This is a genomic window from Arthrobacter sp. R3-55 (genome assembly GCF_054161505.1).
Genome location: NZ_CP096423.1, coordinates 2,476,841 through 2,494,582, shown reverse-complemented (window position 1 = coordinate 2,494,582; position 17,742 = coordinate 2,476,841). Strand labels below are relative to the sequence as shown.

The window sequence follows — 17,742 nt, the reverse complement described above, 5'->3', positions numbered from 1 at the left end:
ATACTGCACTTTTAGTGCATAGTGTTCGTCAGCTTTGGCGCAGCTCGCTACCGGCCCTGCGGACGGCTGCAGTGATTCGCTCAAGCCGTGGCGTGGTCATCGACCAGCATTGCCAATAAAGCGTTACATCGTGTGGAGCACCGCCAGGAAGAGGGACCAATCCGTTGCGGGTGAGGTCGGGTTGAATTTGCTGCTCAGGAATCATGCCCCAACCGAGCCCGGCCCTGGCGGCTTCCAAAAATGCTTCGGAGGAAGGGATGGTGTGGGTCGGGGGGAAGTGCTCAACGCCTTTGGACCGGAGGATTCGGTGCTGCATGTCATCATTGGCGCTGAAGCGAAGCATCGGCATCTCGGACCAGTTCACTCCATCAGGGGTTTTGTGGCGTTGAACCAGTTCGGCTGAGGCCGCCGGTACGTAGCGCATCACGCCGAGCAACTCCACCCGGCATCCGCCTACGGCTTTGGGCTCTGTGGTGACGGCCCCGAGAACGTCTCCTTGGCGTAGCAGCCGGGTGCTGTGATCCTGGTCTTCGATGTGAAGATCCAGCACTGTGTCCGGCCAGGTAGCTGCCTGGTGCAGCACGGGCGTGAACCAGGTCGCCAGCGAATCGGCATTTACGGCCACGGCAACGGTGGCTCGTCCTTCAGGGCCCTGGCCCAAGGAATGCAGGGCGTCTACCTCCAGCGCCTGAATTTGTCGGACTGTGCGCAAAAGTATGGCGCCGGCTTCGGTGGGGCTGCTCGGCAGGCTGCGACGAACCAGTATTTGCCCGACTGAGGTTTCCAAGGCTTTGATGCGCTGGCTGACGGCCGATGGCGTGATGCCGAGCAGGTTTGCGGCAGCGTCGAAGGAGCCGGTCTCAACGATGGCGCTCAGTGCCTTCAGATGTTCGAAGTTCATGGTGTAAAAGTAAAGTACCTTGGCTGGTTTGGATCCTGCCTCTGTACGGGCCGCTTTCACTGTCGGCCCGTACCGGGCATGAATTGACACTCGTTCTACAGGACTTTGCTGAAAAAGCTCTTGGTGCGCTCCTGCCGGGGGTTGGCTATGAGCTCACGGGGATTGCCCGACTCCACAACAACCCCACCGTCCATGAACGTCAGAGTGTCTCCCACCTCCCGGGCGAAACCGATCTCGTGCGTTACCACGATCATGGTCATACCCGATTTAGCGAGGTCTTTCATGACATCCAGAACGTCTCCCACCAGTTCGGGGTCCAGTGCGGAGGTTGGTTCATCGAAAAGCATGAGTTCAGGATCCATGGCCAGAGCGCGGGCGATGGCAACCCGCTGTTGCTGGCCGCCGGAGAGCTGCGCCGGGTAATAGCTGGCACGGTGAGCGAGTCCAACCCGATCGAGAAGATCCTGGGCCCGCCGTTTGGCTGGAACTTTTTCAAGACCTCGGACCTGGACCGGAGCCTCGATGATGTTCTCCAAGGCTGTTTTGTGGCCGAAAAGGTTGAAACGCTGGAAGACCATGCCGATGTTTCGGCGTTGACGGGCGATGTCCTTCAGATGCAGTTCGTGCAGTTTTCCGTCCCTTTCCCTGTATCCGATGAGTTCGCCGTTGACGCGGATCCGGCCGGCACTAATGCTCTCCAGGTGGTTGATGCACCGCAGAAGCGTGGACTTTCCCGACCCTGAGGGGCCAATCAGGACTGCAACCTCACCTTCTTTGACGGTCATGTCGATGCCGCTAAGGACGTGGTGGTCACCAAAGTACTTATGTACCCCTTCAATCCTGACAACGTCGTTCGCAGGAGCGGATGCTGGTGGGCTGGTCAGGGGATGGACGGAAGCGCTCATCGCACGTCCTCCTCACTGTTTGTTGATGCATTCTGGATAGGGGCTGGCGTTGGGTTGACGCTTGCGCCGGCTGCCTGAAGGGCTGCTGGATTGACGGTGATGCGAGTGGAAATGTCGACACCCTTTCCGTAATGCTTCTCGATAAAGTGCTGGCCTACCATCAGGATGCTGGTGACTACCAGGTACCAGAACGCTGCAACGATGAGCAACGGAATGGGGAGGTAGCTTCTATTGGCAAGGGTGTTGGTGACGAAGGTCAGATCCAAGGTGAACGGCACCGCAAGCACCAGGGAGGTTGTTTTGAGCATCCCGATGGTTTCGTTGCCGGTTGGTGGGACGATGATGCGCATGGCTTGGGGAAGCACAATCCTCCACATGATTTTCGAGCCCCGCATGCCCAAGGCTTCAGCGGCTTCGATCTGTCCCTTGTCCACGGATTTAAGTCCGGCCCGGAAGATCTCGGCCAAGTAGGCCGACTCATTGAGGGCGAGGCCCAGGACGGCAGCCCAGAACGCGTTGAGCAGGTCTTGGGTTGTCAGGCTGAGCAGTTCCGGGCCGAAAGGGACGCCAATGGTGATCCTGGGGTAAAGGACGGCAACCAATCCCCAAAAGATCAGCTGGGTGTAGACAGGAGTGCCCCGGAAGAACCAGACCCAGAACCAGCTTGACCATCGGAAGATCGGGTTCTCTGATTGGCGCATGAAGGCCAACAAGATAGCCAGGGTAACTGCTATTGCCATCGAGAGAACGGTGAGCAACAGCGTCCAACCGACACCCCGGATCACATTTTCGTCCAGGACATACAGGCCGAATGTGTCCCAGTGGAAGTTGGGGTTGGTGGCCAGGCTTTGGATGCCGACGGCGGCCGCGAGGACAATGATGGCAGCTCCCACCCAGCGGCCGGGGTGGCGGACGGGAACTGCTTTGATCAGTTCCGGTGAGGGGCTGGATTGTGTGGTGGCCTGTTCGTTGGTAGCGAGGCTCATGACTTAACTGCAGGGTTGACTTCGGGGTCGGTAATGGCGCCGTCGGAGTTGTTCCACGAATCGAGGATGTGCTGATAGGTGCCCTCGGCGATCAGCTTGGCAACCACCTTTTGGATGAGTTCGGCCAAGGCCGTGTCATTCTTCGGAACAGCGATGCCCACCGGGGAGGTGTTGTAGACGCCTCCGGCTTTTTCTACGGCCCCGTTGGTCTGCTGGATGGCGTAACCGATCAAGGTTGACTCGGCGATCATGGCGTCAATGCTTCCGTTGACCAAGCGGGTAGTGACATCCGTCTGGTTCTTCAGCGTGACGATGTCGATGGGTTGCTTTCCGGCTTTGAGGCATTCATCGTTGCGGTTCTTGAGGTCAGGATCTTCCTGGGTAGTTCCGGTCTGGACTCCCACGGATTTTCCGCAGACGTCATCGGGGGAGAACTTCTTGGGGTTGCCCTTCTGGACCGCCCAGGTGGTCCCGGCGTTGAGGTAGCTGACGAAGTTGACGGCTTTGAGCCTCTCATTGGTAATGCTGAAGGAACTGATGCCGAGATCGTATTTGGGACCGAGGGCTGGAAGAATGCCCGTGAATTCGGCGGTTTGTACGTCCACTTTCAGATCCAGGGTCGCTCCAATAGCCTTCGCCAAATCGACGCCGTATCCCATGGGAGTGCGGTTGTCCGCGCCGCCGAGGAATTCAGCCGGAGCGTACGTTGTATCGGAGCCGATGACCAAGGTGCCTTTGGACTTGATCGTTGCCGGTACCTGGGACGCGAGCGATTGATCCGGGGTGATGCTTACCGGGTCGAACGTGGAAATGGACGAACCGGACGGAGCTGGTCCGGACGCAGACCCGGAAGCATTCGTGCACCCAGACAAAGCGAGTACACAAGTGGTCAGGACTGCCACGCCTTTGGCGAATGTTTTCAAGCGGCGCCCGACCGGGCTGTCGATGGAGCCCGGATCCGGTATCGGGCCAACCTGATGGTGGTTGGAGGTGTTCAGTGCTTCGGACATAATGTCTCCTGATATTGATGATGCGCCGATGCGGGCGAAAGATGTGGGTGCTGCGCATGTCGGGTCTGCAGCGCTGCAGGGCTCGTCATGGGCTTGCTGGAGGGCTCTCTGGGAAGGAAGGCCGGGCCTGGCCATAAAATATGCAGAAGATTCGGGGAGGGTCTGCTCTCCGGTTTGATCTCCGGGTTGCACTGACCTCGTGCGGTAAGTGCGATGGCTCAATGCTATGGATCACAACACCAGAGACCAACGGTCTATATTCGAATCGACGGTTAAGGCAACACTTACGGAAGCGGCAGATGAATGCTGCCCTAAGGCGTGGGTGGTGCGTCTCGGGATCACCGGCTTCGGGTTTGCGTGGAATCCAGTGGACGTATTACTGTCTTGCTACTGATACCGGCATGGGCCACCGAAGCCCGGAGAGGAGGAGCGCATCACCGCTGACCAATCCAAGCATCACGTCCCATTGTCGTTGAAGGCCCCTCCCGAGGGGCTTTCCCTATGCTTGGCGGCCATTCAGGCGTCAGGGTGAGGGTATCGTAAGCATGCTTGCGATAGTTGGTAGTGTGGATGTCCCGACGGATTCAGTCGGGGTTCTCGTTCTCCGTCGTTGTGAGGAGTAGCCCGATGGTCAGCTTTCGGCCCTTGGCCCGTATAGCTTCAGTTTTGACCAGCCCGCTTGCGCCGGAGGACGTTCTGGCGCTGTTCAATCCGGTCTATTCGTCTCGTCAGTTACGTGGAGTCGTCACTAAGGTAGTCCAGGAAACAGCCCAATCGGCCACTATCTTCTTCCGTCCCGGCCGTGGCTGGCATGCCCACCTCGCCGGCCAATGGGCGCGGATCGGGGTTGAACTCAACGGCGTCCGCCAATGGCGGTCCTATTCGCTGAGCGCAAAGGCAGGTAAGGATCCGGCCATCACGGTCACTGACGTTGGATCCGTGTCCGGGACCTTGGTCCGGAACACCAAAGTGGGAGACGTCCTTTTCCTGGCGCCACCTCAGGGCGACTTTGTCCTCCCTGAGCATCCACGGTCACTTCTGATGCTCACTGCGGGAAGCGGCATCACCCCCGTCATGTCAATGATTCGGACGCTGGTCCCAAGCCGCCCCGACGCAGATGTTGTCCTGATCCACTCCTCCCGCGAAGAGGGCGACACCATCTTTCGTGAAGAACTGGCTGAACTTGCTGATCAGTTTCCCAACTTCCGCTTGGTGCAGTGGCACACCAGCGGTCGCGGCCGCCTGAACTTTACCTCCACGGCCGCCCTGGAAGAGGTCTGCCCGGACTGGCGGGACAGGGCAGCATATGCGTGCGGCCCGGAATCGTTCCTGAACGACGCCGAAGATATGTGGAACCGGGCTGCGTTGCCTGCACCCGCCTCAGCAGTGAAGGAATCCGATGCTGGAAGCGGACACGGCTCACTCACTATCGAACGATTCAGCACCGAACTCTTGGGAGGCGACGGGAGTGAAGGTGGTTTGGTCACCTTCGAAGCTTCTGACCGCGAGGTCATGGCCGACGGCGGGGTCCCCATTCTCGACGTCGGGGAGGACGCAGGGGTGCTGATGCCCAGCGGCTGCCGCATGGGTATTTGTCACAGCTGCCTGACTCCGCTGCTCGCCGGAAGGGTCCGCGACCTTCGTACCGGCGAGATCCATGGAGCGCCCGGGGAACTCATCCAAACCTGCGTCTCGGCAGCCGCCGGGCCAGTCAACCTCGAAATCTGAGGAGCACAACCGCATGTCAGTAGTTTCAACCAAAAGGTCCGCCGCCGCCGTCGAACCCAAGACACGTCCTGGTGCCCTTGCCGACGAGGGCAGGCCCACCGTGCGACCTCCGGCAGCCGCACACCTCAGCGATGAGCAAGTAGCCGAACTGGGCCGTGAGCTCGACGCGCTTCGCGACGAAATCCTCGCCAAACGGGGTTCAAGCGACGCCGCGTACATCAGGCGGATGATCAAGATCCAACGTGGGTTGGAGATCTCCGGTCGTGCCGCGCTGCTGGTCGGCAAGAACAGGGCGGCCTGGTTCACCGGCACAACACTGCTCAGCGTGGCCAAAATCCTGGAGAACATGGAACTTGGCCACAACATCCTCCACGGCCAGTGGGATTGGATGCGCGACCCGGATATTCACTCCACCACTTGGGAATGGGACTTCGTTACCCCGTCGCGGTCGTGGCAACACACGCACAACGATCTTCACCACCGCTGGACCAACGTGGTGGGCAAGGACCGCGACGTCGGCTACAACCTTCTGCGCATGGATCCCGACCAGGAGTGGAAGCCGTTCAACCTGGGCAATCCGCTGTACAACGCCCTGCTCGCGCCAGTGTTCGAATGGGGCATAGCCATCTACGATCTGGAGATCCCCGAGTACAAGGAAGGCCTGAAGTCCAAGGAGGCCATGAACAAGGACCTCAAGGCGCTGGGTCGGAAGGCGATCAAACAGTTCGCCAAGGACTATGCAGCCACCCCGGCCTTGGCCATGCTGTCGGGTTCAGGGAAACAAGCCCTCTACGGCACACTCGCTGCCAATGCCATCCGCAATGTCTGGGCCCATGCGGTCATTTTCTGCGGCCACTTCCCTGAGGGCACGGACACGTTCACCGAAGAAATGGTGGAAGGCGAAACCCGCGGGGACTGGTACGTCCGCCAGATGATCGGCTCCGCCAACATCTCCGGCCCACGGTTCATGCACCTCATGACGGGGAACTTGTCGCACCAGATTGAGCACCACCTTTTCCCCGACCTTCCCTCCAACCGGTACGCCGAGATCGCACCCAAGGTCCGGGACATCTGCGAACGCTACGGCTTGAAGTACACCACGGGACCGCTGCCGAAGCAGGTCGGCTCCGCGTGGGCTAAAGTCTTCAAACTCGCCCTGCCCCCAAAGCGATAGGCCGGCCGTGGTGTGAGCGCGGACACCTGGTGCCTACGCCCGGAGCTCCCGATCAATTCGTGCCATTCGAGCACGCACCAGCTGAAATCTTGTGTCCCCGGGACTTACCAGGCTGGTCAAGGCGGCAGCGGCTTCGATATCGCGTGAACCCATATCGCTGGCGCACCACCGGGAAATGATGTCGGGGTCTCCGCTGGAACGTACTGCGGCTGCAACAGCCTCATTGAGTTCATCCCGCATGAGTTCCACGGCCAGGTTGGTGGAGCGGTTCAACAAGCGGGCGGGGTAGGCTGCCAAAGCTTCCCTCAGGCGGCCGGCCTGCAAGCAGCCTGCCACGACGGCTGCGTCGGACAGCACGCGTATGCCGGCCGAAAAGCGGTATGGATTGGGCTCAACTACCGCACCCAGTGCTGAGCGGATCCGGTGCATTTCGGTCCGGATGGTCGCTGCTGCACCGTCCTCCCCGTGGAGTTGGTAGGCCAGCTCTTCAGCGCTCCAGCCTTGCGTTCTGGACGCCAGCAAGGCCAGGATTTCGGCTCTGCGCAGGGTGATGGGAACCGGGGAGGAACCTTCCAGCTCTGCAGTCGGTTTGTCGCCGAGGAGCCGCAGAAAGAGTGTCGAGGTGGCGCCGGTATTGGAAGCTCCGGCAGCCGTCGTCGTCGGGCCTGCTGTCCTCAGTAGCTCCTCGGCCAGCCGAACGCCGCAGCGCACCATTCGGAGGCTGTCCGGCGTTACCGTATCAATCGGCCCGGACACATCCAGCACGCCGACGATTTCCCCCGTGAAGGGGTCACGGATCGGGGCTGCAGTGCAAGCCCAGTCGTGATGTGTCCTCACCAGGTGCTCGGCCGAGAACAACTGGGCCGGGCCACCTGTAATGAGCGCTTCGCTGATCGCGTTCGTGCCGATACCTGCCTCGGACCAATCGGCACCTTCGACGAATTCCAGCGAATCGGCCAGCCGCAGTGCCGCCCCGCTGCCAACCCGCCACAGCACCTCGCCGTGACGGTCGGTAACAATGAGCAGGTGCCTCCCCGCGGCGGACTCGTCGCCAAGCATCTGGGATAAAGGCGGAATTACCGAGGCCAGGCGGTGTCCGGCACTGAGGGAGCGGGCTTCTGAGACGTCATGTAGGTGTACGGGGCTGTGCCCTTCGGGATTGATTCCCAAAGCCAGGGAGCGGCGCCAGGACTCAAGCAGCGATGAAGAGAAGGCAGGGTCCGGCGAGCCGGCCAACGTGGCCGCCTGCGCGCTCCGCAGCCTCATGGCGTACTCCCGGGGGGACGAGAAACGCAGCCCGGGATCGGGCGCCAAGGCGTGCCGCATGTTTCTACTCCAACTCGCCGTTGAATCGATGAGCCCATGCCCCGCAGTAAAACGTGGTGGGGCTGGTGTAACCCGATTGTAACCCCCACTGGAATGTACTTGTGATGCGGGTCACCGTCCGGGCATGTGTTGCAGGTCCCGGTGACTCATCGCTAGCAACGGAAAGAGGAGACATGCCTGAAACCGCAAACGGCATAGCCCGGAGGTGGCTGACGCAGTTCGACGAGGCGCTGCGCAGCCGCAATACCGAGGCCGCACTGAATTTGTTCGAGGACGAATCCTATTGGCGCGACTTCGTATCCTTCACATGGAACCTGAAGACCCTTGAGGGCAAGGACCAGATCAGAAACATGCTGGACGCCACGCTTGAGGACGTTCAACCCCATCACTGGGCCCTGGCCGAGGAAGCCACAGGCGACGCCGCCAACACCGAAGCATGGGTCAACTTCGAGACAGCCCAAGCTCGTGGATACGCACACCTGCGTCTACGGGAAGGGAAATGTTGGACGTTGCTCACCACGATGCAGGAGCTGAAGGGCTTCGAAGAGAAGAAGGGGCCAAACCGCGAGAAGGGCGTGGCCCACCACATCAGTAAGGGCCGTAAGTCCTGGCTTGAGCTTAAAGAAGAAGAAGAGTCCAAACTTGGCTACGAGGACCAGCCATACACGGTGATCATCGGCGGCGGACAGGGCGGCATCGGCTTGGGCGCCCGGCTCCGCCGGCTGGGCGTGCCCACCATCATCATCGATAAAAACGAAAAGCCCGGCGACTCCTGGCGCAACCGGTACAAATCCCTGCACCTGCACGACCCTGTCTGGTACGACCACTTGCCATACCTGAAGTTCCCGGATGACTGGCCGGTCTTCGCAGCCAAGGATAAGATCGGCGACTGGCTGGAGCAGTACACCCGCATCATGGAGTTGAACTACTGGTCCAGCACCGAATGCACCAAGGCCCGCTTCGACGAAAACGCCGGGGAATGGATTGTCCAAGTCATCCGCGACGGCGTACCGGTCACCTTGCGTCCCAAGCAACTCGTCTTCGCGCTGGGCGTCTCCGGCTACCCCCACGTGCCACAGTTTGAGGGTGCCGACAGCTTCCTGGGGGAGCAGTACCACTCCTCCCAGCATCCGGGCGGCGGAGACTGGACAGGTAAGAGAGCGGTGGTGATCGGGTCCAACAATTCGGCTCACGATATCTGTGCCGACCTCTGGGAGCACGGTGCCGAGGTCACCATGGTCCAGCGCTCGTCTACGCACATTGCCCGTAGCGAATCCCTCATGGACTTAGCTCTGGGCGACCTATATTCCGAGCAGGCGCTGGCCAACGGCAATACGACAGAGAAGGCCGACCTTCTCTTCGCTTCGCTGCCGTACCGCGTCCTTCCGGAGGCCCAGATTCCGGTCTACCAGGAGATGGCAAAACGCGACGCCGGCTTCTACTCGCAGCTTGAAGCTGCCGGTTTCGAACTGGATTTTGGAGTGGACGGCTCCGGGTTGTTCCTCAAGTACCTGCGGCGCGGATCCGGCTACTACATCGACGTCGGTGCCTCCCAGCTGATCATCGACGGCCGCGTGAAGCTCGCCAATGGCCAAGTCAGCAAGATCACCGGCAGCGCTGTGGTGATGGGCGACGGAACCGAGCTGGAAGCGGACGTGATCATCTATGCCACCGGCTACGGATCCATGAACGGCTGGCTCGCAGACCTCATCTCACCCGAGATCGCAGACAGGGTAGGGAAGTGTTGGGGCTATGGATCCGAAACTCCCAAGGACCCTGGCCCATGGGAGGGTGAGCTGCGGAATATGTGGAAGCCCACCAACGTGGAGAACCTCTGGATCCATGGCGGCAACCTGCACCAAAGCCGACACTATTCCAACTACCTGGCCCTGCAACTGAAGGCCCGGATGGAGGGATTGCCCACGCCGGTGTTTGAGCTTCAGGCAACCCACCACACCCGCTGATCAACCGGCCTGGCGCTGCGGCTGCGCTGACGGTGCGCAGCCGCAGTCGCTGCCATGCCTACGACAAAGGAAGAAGGACAAATGAAAGCAGCACGTTTCCATGCACGCCATGATGTACGAATCGAGGATGTACCGGAGGAGCAGGTGCGGGCAGGGATGGTGAAAATCAAGGTTGCCTGGTGCGGAATCTGCGGGACCGATCTCCATGAATTCCTTGAAGGGCCCATCTTCGTTCCCGCACCCGGACATCCCCATCCTCTGTCCGGAGAACAATCCCCGGTCATCATGGGACATGAATTCTCCGGGACAATCGTGGAGGTAGGGCAGGGTGTTGGCGAGCTGGCAATCGGTGACAACGTCGTCGTCGAACCCTATTTTGTATGCGACAAATGTCCGCCCTGCGAAGCAGGCAACTATCATCTGTGCACCAAGATGGGCTTCATTGGCCTGTCCGGTGGCGGTGGCGGACTTAGCGGGAAGATTGTTGTGGATAAGAGGTGGGTCCATAAGATCGGGGACATCCCGCTGGATGAGGCGGCGTTGATCGAACCGTTATCGGTTGCCCACCACGCTGTAACCCGAAGCGGCGCCAAGGCAGGGGACGTCGCGCTCATTGGCGGTTCAGGTCCGATCGGGCTGCTCACGGCCGCCGTGCTGAAAAGCATGGACGTCACCACCATCATCAGCGAACTCAGCGCAGCGCGTAAGGAAAAGGCCCACTCCAGCGGAGTGGCCGATTATGTGATCGACCCAAGCCAGGAAGACCTTCAACAACGAATTCAGGAGATAACGGACAACGTGGGCGCAGATGTCGCCTTTGAGTGTGCCGGTGTGAACGCCGTGCTCGATTCCCTGCTTGAAGCTGTCAAGCCGACGGCAGTGGTGGTCAATGTGTCCATTTGGGGTCGACCGGCAACCGTTGACATGCAAAAAATCGTGCTGAAAGAGATCGATTTACGCGGCACCATCGCCTATGTGCGTGATCACCCCAAGACCATAAAACTGGTCCAGGATGGCAAAGTGAACCTCAAGCCCTTCATCACCGGAAGGATCGCGTTGGAAGACCTGGTGGAGAAGGGTTTCAATACTTTGATCAACCACAATGACACTGCCGTGAAAATACTCGTCCACCCATAACCGACGCTCAGCTGGCAGGACCCGGTTAGTTGAATGTGAGCCCGAGCAACGCGTTTTCTGTGACTTCGGGAAGTCCCGGGTGAATCCAGTATTGGTTTTCAGCGAACCGGCGCACGTCGAGGTCGAAGGCCAGGACGGTGATCATTTGCTGGATCAGGGTTGATGCTTGTGGGCCCATGTAGTGTGCGCCGAGGAGTTTGCCGGTGTCCTGATCGGCGATGAGTTTGCAGATACCGGTGGTGTCTTCCATAGCCCAGCCGAAGGCGACGTCCCCGTAGCCCTGGATTTTGACGGTGACGTTGTGGCCGTGTTTGCGGGCCTGGGCCTCGGTCATGCCGACCGTGGCAATCTGCGGATGGGTGAAGACGGCGGCGGGAACATGGTGGTGCGGCATTTTCTTCAGCTTTTCCGGGTTCAGCAGGTTGTGCCGCACGGCCCGCATCTCGGCGTTGGCCACGTGTTTGAGCATGTAGGGCGAGGAGACGTCGCCCAAGGCCCAAACGCCTGCAGCCGAGGTTGACCGGCCGAACTGATCGACCTTGACCCGCCCGTGGCCTATCGTTTCGATCCCGCCGGAGGGCAGGTCCAACAGGTCTCCGTTGGGTATGCGCCCTGCGGCTACCAGCAGTACCTCCCCGGTGGCGGTGGAGCCGTCGTCGAGCCTGACGTTGATCCCCTCATCCGTGTGATCGGCACCGATAGTGGTCCGGCCGAACCGGACGTCGAAGCGTTCGGCGGCCAGGGCGTTGAAGCGATCATGGAGGTCTTGGTCGAGGTTCCGCAGCAGCGTTGAGCGGGCGATGATAGTGACGTCCGTGCCGAGGGCGTCGAAGACGTGGGCGAACTCCATGGCGATGTACCCGCCGCCGATGATCACCAGGGATTTGGGCAGCCGTGGCAGCCGCATGATGTCCTCGTTGGTGTGGTACCGCACGCCGGAGCCAGCGATGGCCTCAGGTATGACTGGCCGGGAACCGGCGGCGACGACGATCTGGTCGCCGGAGATGGTTCGCTGGCGGGCCCCTTGGCCGGTCCGCAAAGTGCGTTCCCCGACGAAAACGGCGTGCTGGTCATAGACGTCGATGTTCGGGGTCTTTGGTCCGCGGCGATATTCTTCACCGGCAGCGGCGATGGGGTCGACGCGGTTCTCGAAGATGCGGGACACCATACCCTGCCAGTCAACGGAGTTGACCTCGGCGACCAGCCCCAGCTTTCCGGACCCGGCGGTCTGCAGCGCGACATCGGCGGCGTGAACGTACATTTTGGTCGGTATGCAGCCTGCGTTCAGGCAGGTCCCGCCGAAGGATGCCTTCTCGATGATCGCGATCGATTGGTCCTCGAACCCAGGCCCGGGAATGGAGTTCCCGGAACCTGTGCCGATGATGACCAGGTCGTAGTGCCGATCCACGGCAGTCTTGCTGGCAGGGGTGTTCATGGGGGCGGTCCTCATTCCGGGGTCACCCTAACCCTACTGAAAGTCGGGTCCCGCGTCTGGGCATCTATGCGGGAACTGTGCGAACACTCCATCGCGATTGGTCTCATAATGCGAATGATTATTGATAGCCTTTAGGCGCGGGCTTACCGCGATTGCACCGTAGAAAGAAACGATCATGTCCGCTGCCCTCGTCGTCCGGGATCTGTCTGTGTCCCTCCGGGGGCAAAGCCTGCTGACCGGCGTTTCCTTCTTCGTGGGTGTTGGAGAACGTGTTGCCCTCCTGGGAGCCTCGGGCTCCGGTAAGTCCCTCACCGCTGCGGCCATATTGGGACAGCTTCACCCTGACATGACGGTATCCGGCTCCATGGCCATTAATGGCCGGGACCTGCCTGTGGGTCCGCGCGCGCTCGGCGAGCCAGGAGAATTCGCAATGGTCCACCAGGACCCCTCCACTGCCTTGAATCCCATGGTCCGCATCGGGAGGCAGCTGGCCTTTCCGCTGCTGAAAACCGGCCTGTCACGTTCGCAGGCGCGCACAAAAGCAGTGGAGTTGCTGGCGAATGTGGGCATGACGGACCCTGCGGGGATGCTATCCCGCTTCAGTGGGGAGCTTTCCGGCGGCCAGTTGCAGCGGGTAACCATCGCCCTGGCGCTGGCCTGCCGCGCCACGGTGTTGATTGCCGATGAGCCCACTACCGCCCTGGACGTCATCAGTCAGAGCCTGGTGATACAGGCCATCAGGGATGAGGCGGAGGACCACGGAGCGCTGCTGTTCATTACCCATGACTTGTCAGTTGCAGCATCCCTATGCACGCGCGCCGTGGTGATGGACGCGGGAAGGGTTGTTGAACAGGCACCCATGGAGCAACTTTTGGCGGCACCGGAACACGGCTATACCCGGGAACTTGTCAACGCGGCGCAAATCAGCAGCCGGGCCATCAGGCAAGGAATCGGAGCATGAGCACCGAGCTTCGGGGCCTGAACCTCAGCTACCGCTACAGCGGAGGGAAGCCGTGGCAGGCAAAACCTGCAACGGCAGCGCTGACCGACGTCTCACTCTCCGTCGGCGCAGGCCAGAGCATCGCCCTGGTGGGAAGCTCCGGCTCAGGGAAGTCAACGTTGCTGCGTACTTTGCTTGCCCTGCACAAGCCGCATGCCGGCGTCGTAGAGCTGGACGACAGGCCAGCCAGGGCAGGTTCGGTTGCGTCCTTGCGCTGGTACCGCCGAATCGTTCAGTACGTTCCACAGAACCCGGCAGGCAGCCTTGACCCGCGCATGACCATCCAGCAGCTGTTGCAGGAACCCCTTCATCAACTCCGGGTACGCGGCGATCACCGCAGAATGATCCAAGAGGCCTTGGAGCGGGTTGAGCTGGACCCTGCCCACGTCCGCCGCCGCCCCGGCGAACTCTCCGGAGGCCAGAACCAGCGGGTGGCTATAGCCCGTGCCTTGGTTACCTCGCCGAAGATTCTGCTCGCCGATGAGCCAGTCAGTGGCTTGGACCTGCCGCTACGGAATACGGTCCTGGATCTGCTGGGCCGGCTGGTCACCAGGGATCGGATGGGATTGCTGTTTGTTTCACACGATCTGGCAGCCGTCGCCCAACTCTGCCTGCGCACGGTTGTCCTTTCCTCAGGACGAATCGTCGAGGACGGGGAGACGGCGAGGCTGCTGAAAGAGGCTTCCCATCCGGTGACGCGGCAACTCATCGCGGCTGTTCCCGGACTGCCTGCGATGTCCGAATCTGCCAAGGACACCGTGATGGCAGATTCGCAATCTTCGGACAACTGTTCCGGCCTGCATGGTCGCAACGGGACCATGCTGCTCCAGCCATAAACACAAAGCACCCACAAAATAGACAGGTAACAACCATGGCAACCTCACGCCTAAAAACAGGCGCCGCATTCCTTCTGGCAGCAACGGTGTCCTTCAGCCTCAGCGGATGCTTCGCCGCCGCCGAAACGGCAGCGACAGGCAGTGCCGACGCCCGGATCAAGATAGCGATGTTGCAGCCGCCGCGGTCCGGCCTCACGCCCCTGAGTGATGATGCTTTCAAGCTTTCCCGGTGGAAGACCGCCGAAACCCTGGTGGTTCTTGACTCCATGGGGGAGGCCCAGCCGGCCCTCGCCACCGCCTGGGAGCAGCTGGATAGCAAGAACTGGCGCTTTGAACTTCGAACAGGCGTCACCTTCCATGATGGGACTGCCCTCACCGCTGAGCAGGTCGCTTCGTCCTTGACCGCAGCGGCCACCGCCAGCCCCAAGCCGCGCATACTCGACGGCGTCAAACTCACCGCCACGCCTGAGGGCACCAACGCTGTCCGCATCACTACCGAAGCCGATGATCCGTTGGTCCCGCAACGCCTTTCGAGCCCGCAGCTGTCCATCCTGGCAGCTTCGGCCTATAAGCCCGGGGGCATCGTCAGCCCCATCAATGCAGGCACCGGCCCTTACGTACTGGCAAAGGTTGATGGAACGACGTCGGCAACCCTGAACCGCTATGACGGGTACTGGGGAGAAAAAGCGGCCAGCAGCGGGCTGGACGTCCAATTTGTTCCTGACGGGACTGCGCGGGCAGCGGCCCTGCGAACCGGCACCGCCGACGTCGTCGAAGCAGTTCCTGTTGGCCAGGCAGGTCAGATCGATCCCGTGTTGATCCATGAGGTTCCGATGCCCCGGACCAACACGGTCTACCTCAATAACACCTCAGGGCCGTTTGCAGACCCGGCAGTCCGGGCCGCTGCGAGGGAAGCGATCGATCGCGCCAGCATTGTTGAGCGCGTGTATGAGGGGCGGGCCGATGCCGCCAATGGCCTGCTTGGTCCTGCGCTGCCTTGGGCGGCAAAAGAACGTGAAGGTGCTCCCTACGCCGAGACCTTGGCCAAGCGAGTCCCCGCAGCACCGGTCAACGGGGTGCGGATCAGCCTTGGTACCTTCACGGACCGGGCCGAACTTCCGGAGGTAGCTGTCCAGATCGAACAGCAACTCGAAGCGGCCGGGTTCGTCGTGGAGCAGGACGTCCGCGAATACCAGCACATAGAGTCCGATGCGCTGGAAGGAAAGTTTGATGCGTTCATCCTTTCCCGGGCGACAATCCTGGATTCCGGTGACCCTGTGGCCTACCTCTACAGTGACTTCTCATGCAACGGGTCCTTCAACATCTCCCAATTCTGCAACCCGGAGGTTGACGCTGCCCTGGTCAAAGCTGCCGCCATCCCGGCAGGGCCGGAACGCCGTACCGCAATAGCCGCGGCCGAAGCCCTGATCCTGTCGCAGGACGCCGCCATACCCCTGCTGCACGAACGGGTCATCCAAGGCGAATCTGCCTCAGTGCGGGACGTTGAACGGGACCCGCGGGAGCGGGCACTGATCACCGGCCGGACGGGAATCAGGGAATAATGCTTCGCTGCCCGGCCTTCATCAAAATTACGGCTTCCCGCACGCTGGCCTTCGGGGGACTGATCCTGCTGATCGGCCTGCTGCCTTGGCTGTCTGCTCAAAGTCCGGAATACACCGTTCTGCGTGCCAGATACGCGGACCGGGAAGCAACCGATGAAGCGCTGGGCGCGATCCGGGCAGAACTGGGGCTCGACCAAGGGCCGTTCCATATCTTCCTGGGGTGGCTGGTTGGCCTGCTTCGCGGCGACCTTGGGACGTCCTGGATCTCCAATACGCCGGTTGGTCCGGGAACGATGACAGCCTTGGGTGTTTCCCTCACCCTCATGGCCTGCGCCCTTGTGGTGGCAGCCTCGGTGGCTGTGTTGTTGTGCATCCCTGCCATGGTGCGCGGTCTTGCTGGAAAACCTGCGCGGGATTCGGGGGCCGTGGCTGCGGCCCTGACGTCCCTTCCTGAATTTCTGCTCGCATCCATGCTGTTGGTCATCGGAGCGGTGTGGCTGGGCTGGTTTCCCCCTTATGGCTGGCAGGGAATCCACTACGCGGTACTACCGGCCCTCGCCCTGGGCGTACCAGCCGGCGGGTTGGCAGGACGGCTGTTGTCGGAGGCCATCAGTGCAGCCTTTGCGGAAAAATGGACCGCCACCTGGCGTACTGCCGGGGCGGGTTCCGCGGCCGTTGGCGCGGCCGTTGTGCGTCGGGCTTTGCCGTCCGTTCTGAACCAAATTGCCCTCATCATCATCGGCCTTACCGGCGGTGCAGTAGCGGTGGAGAAGGTTTTCGCCATCCCTGGACTGGGAAGGACCATCCTGGGTGCTGCCAGTGCCCAGGATATCCCCGCGTTGCAGGCCGGCATGCTGGCCCTGCTCGCGACGGCCCTCATTGTTGGTTCCCTCGCAACGGCGGCACGGTACGCCCTGCTGGGTCCTGCACTCCGATCCGGCACCATGCCCATGGCGCCCCCTGTTCGCGGTGCCAGGCGATGGGACGCCGTGGTGCCCCTGACCTGCGCAGGAGCCCTGGCCGCCATTATGGCCGGTGGACTTATGCGTGACCCTTACACTTCCAGCCATGCCCGGCTTGCGGCACCATCGCTCTTGCTGCCCTTTGGCGCGGATGCGAGCGGACGCGATTTGTTGGCTCGCGTCGGTCACGGATCCATGGCGACGTTGGGTACCTCCCTGTTGGTGGTTTTGGCCTGCTTGGCGATCGGCCTCGTGATCGGGATGTTCCCGTTGGCCGCCACCGGCCCCGTGGAAGTAGCCAACGCAGCCCCACCCATCCTCGTAGGACTGATTGTGGCTGCGATCATCGGCCCCTCGGCCCACGGCGCGGCGATCGCGGTGACGCTGGTCGGTTGGGCGCCGCTGGCCGCTCACACAGCATCCCTTGTCCAGGAAGCCAGAGCCCGGCCATACGTGGGAATTCTCCCGGTCCTTGGGGTCGGGCGGGTCAGAACCTTGTGGCGCTATATTCTCCCAGCCGTTCTCCCTTCGGTGTTCAGGCACGCCATGCTCCGGATTCCAGGCACTGCCCTGGCACTGGCCGCCCTCGGGTTCCTGGGCTTGGGACCGCAACAACCAGCACCGGAATGGGGGCTGATTCTGGCAGAAGGCATCAATTATGTGGAACGCGCACCCTGGGCCATCCTTGCCCCGGCTCTCGCCCTGGCACTGTCATCCATCCTTGCTGTCTCAACTGCAAGCCTGGGCAAGTCCCCTTTGCGGACCCGACGATATCCTGCCCCGGCGCGCGTCAAAGCCAGGTGATTCCATGCGTTC

The 17,742-nt window shown here is 61.3% G+C and carries 14 protein-coding genes; 8 read left to right on the top strand and 6 right to left on the bottom strand.

Annotated elements, in window-relative coordinates; genetic code table 11:
• Nucleotides 1-28 precede the first annotated feature (28 nt).
• From M1D51_RS11575 to M1D51_RS11560, 4 genes are all read right to left on the bottom strand, one after another.
• Entirely contained in the window at nucleotides 29-901 is an 873-nt protein-coding gene (locus M1D51_RS11575) for a LysR family transcriptional regulator ArgP (protein WP_458106568.1), read from the bottom strand.
• Between the two features lie 95 nt (nucleotides 902-996).
• Nucleotides 997-1,806 carry an amino acid ABC transporter ATP-binding protein gene (locus tag M1D51_RS11570; protein ID WP_458106567.1) on the bottom strand — a complete coding sequence of 270 codons (810 nt, stop codon included), beginning with the start codon at nucleotides 1,804-1,806 and terminating at the stop codon, nucleotides 997-999.
• Nucleotides 1,803-2,792, bottom strand: a complete 990-nt coding sequence (locus M1D51_RS11565) for an amino acid ABC transporter permease (RefSeq protein WP_458106566.1) — start codon at nucleotides 2,790-2,792, stop codon at nucleotides 1,803-1,805. The genes M1D51_RS11570 and M1D51_RS11565 overlap by 4 nt, the downstream gene beginning before the upstream one ends.
• Nucleotides 2,789-3,802, bottom strand: a complete 1,014-nt coding sequence (locus tag M1D51_RS11560) for an ABC transporter substrate-binding protein (protein WP_172323832.1) — start codon at nucleotides 3,800-3,802, stop codon at nucleotides 2,789-2,791. The genes M1D51_RS11565 and M1D51_RS11560 overlap by 4 nt, the downstream gene beginning before the upstream one ends.
• Nucleotides 3,803-4,429: 627 nt before the next feature.
• Here M1D51_RS11560 and M1D51_RS11555 point away from each other — a divergent pair.
• Together M1D51_RS11555 and M1D51_RS11550 are read left to right on the top strand one after the other, a co-directional pair.
• Nucleotides 4,430-5,530 (top strand): ferredoxin reductase, encoded by a 1,101-nt coding sequence (locus M1D51_RS11555; protein WP_458106565.1) that lies wholly within the window; start codon nucleotides 4,430-4,432, stop codon nucleotides 5,528-5,530.
• Between the two features lie 13 nt (nucleotides 5,531-5,543).
• Nucleotides 5,544-6,704, top strand: a complete 1,161-nt coding sequence (locus M1D51_RS11550) for a fatty acid desaturase family protein (RefSeq protein ID WP_458106564.1) — start codon at nucleotides 5,544-5,546, stop codon at nucleotides 6,702-6,704.
• A 33-nt stretch (nucleotides 6,705-6,737) separates the two neighbouring features.
• Here the strand turns inward: M1D51_RS11550 and M1D51_RS11545 are convergent, their stop codons facing one another.
• Entirely contained in the window at nucleotides 6,738-8,030 is a 1,293-nt protein-coding gene (locus M1D51_RS11545) for a GAF domain-containing protein (RefSeq protein WP_458106563.1), read from the bottom strand.
• Nucleotides 8,031-8,203: 173 nt separating this feature from the next.
• Between M1D51_RS11545 and M1D51_RS11540 the strand changes: the two genes are divergently transcribed.
• Nucleotides 8,204-9,994, top strand: coding sequence for an NAD(P)-binding domain-containing protein (locus M1D51_RS11540; RefSeq protein ID WP_458106562.1), 1,791 nt, complete (start codon nucleotides 8,204-8,206; stop codon nucleotides 9,992-9,994).
• An 81-nt stretch (nucleotides 9,995-10,075) separates the two neighbouring features.
• Nucleotides 10,076-11,131, top strand: coding sequence for a 2,3-butanediol dehydrogenase (locus M1D51_RS11535; protein WP_172324024.1), 1,056 nt, complete (start codon nucleotides 10,076-10,078; stop codon nucleotides 11,129-11,131).
• A gap of 25 nt (nucleotides 11,132-11,156) precedes the next feature.
• On the opposite strand, the gene mtr is transcribed toward M1D51_RS11535, so the two are convergent.
• On the bottom strand, nucleotides 11,157-12,566 hold the full coding sequence (mtr, locus tag M1D51_RS11530; RefSeq protein ID WP_458106561.1) for a mycothione reductase: 1,410 nt from the start codon (nucleotides 12,564-12,566) through the stop codon (nucleotides 11,157-11,159).
• Nucleotides 12,567-12,741: 175 nt separating this feature from the next.
• Between mtr and M1D51_RS11525 the strand changes: the two genes are divergently transcribed.
• From M1D51_RS11525 to M1D51_RS11510, 4 genes are read left to right on the top strand one after another with little or no spacing between them, the layout of a single operon-like run.
• A complete protein-coding gene (locus M1D51_RS11525) occupies nucleotides 12,742-13,527 on the top strand; it encodes an ATP-binding cassette domain-containing protein (RefSeq protein ID WP_458106560.1) in 786 nt (261 codons plus the stop codon).
• Nucleotides 13,524-14,402 carry an ABC transporter ATP-binding protein gene (locus tag M1D51_RS11520; protein ID WP_458106559.1) on the top strand — a complete coding sequence of 293 codons (879 nt, stop codon included), beginning with the start codon at nucleotides 13,524-13,526 and terminating at the stop codon, nucleotides 14,400-14,402. The genes M1D51_RS11525 and M1D51_RS11520 overlap by 4 nt, the downstream gene beginning before the upstream one ends.
• Before the next feature lie 35 nt (nucleotides 14,403-14,437).
• Nucleotides 14,438-15,964 (top strand): ABC transporter substrate-binding protein, encoded by a 1,527-nt coding sequence (locus tag M1D51_RS11515; RefSeq protein ID WP_458106558.1) that lies wholly within the window; start codon nucleotides 14,438-14,440, stop codon nucleotides 15,962-15,964.
• A complete protein-coding gene (locus M1D51_RS11510) occupies nucleotides 15,964-17,730 on the top strand; it encodes an ABC transporter permease subunit (RefSeq protein WP_458106557.1) in 1,767 nt (588 codons plus the stop codon). Before M1D51_RS11515 ends, M1D51_RS11510 begins: the two co-directional genes overlap by 1 nt.
• The last annotated feature ends 12 nt before the right edge of the window (nucleotides 17,731-17,742 follow it).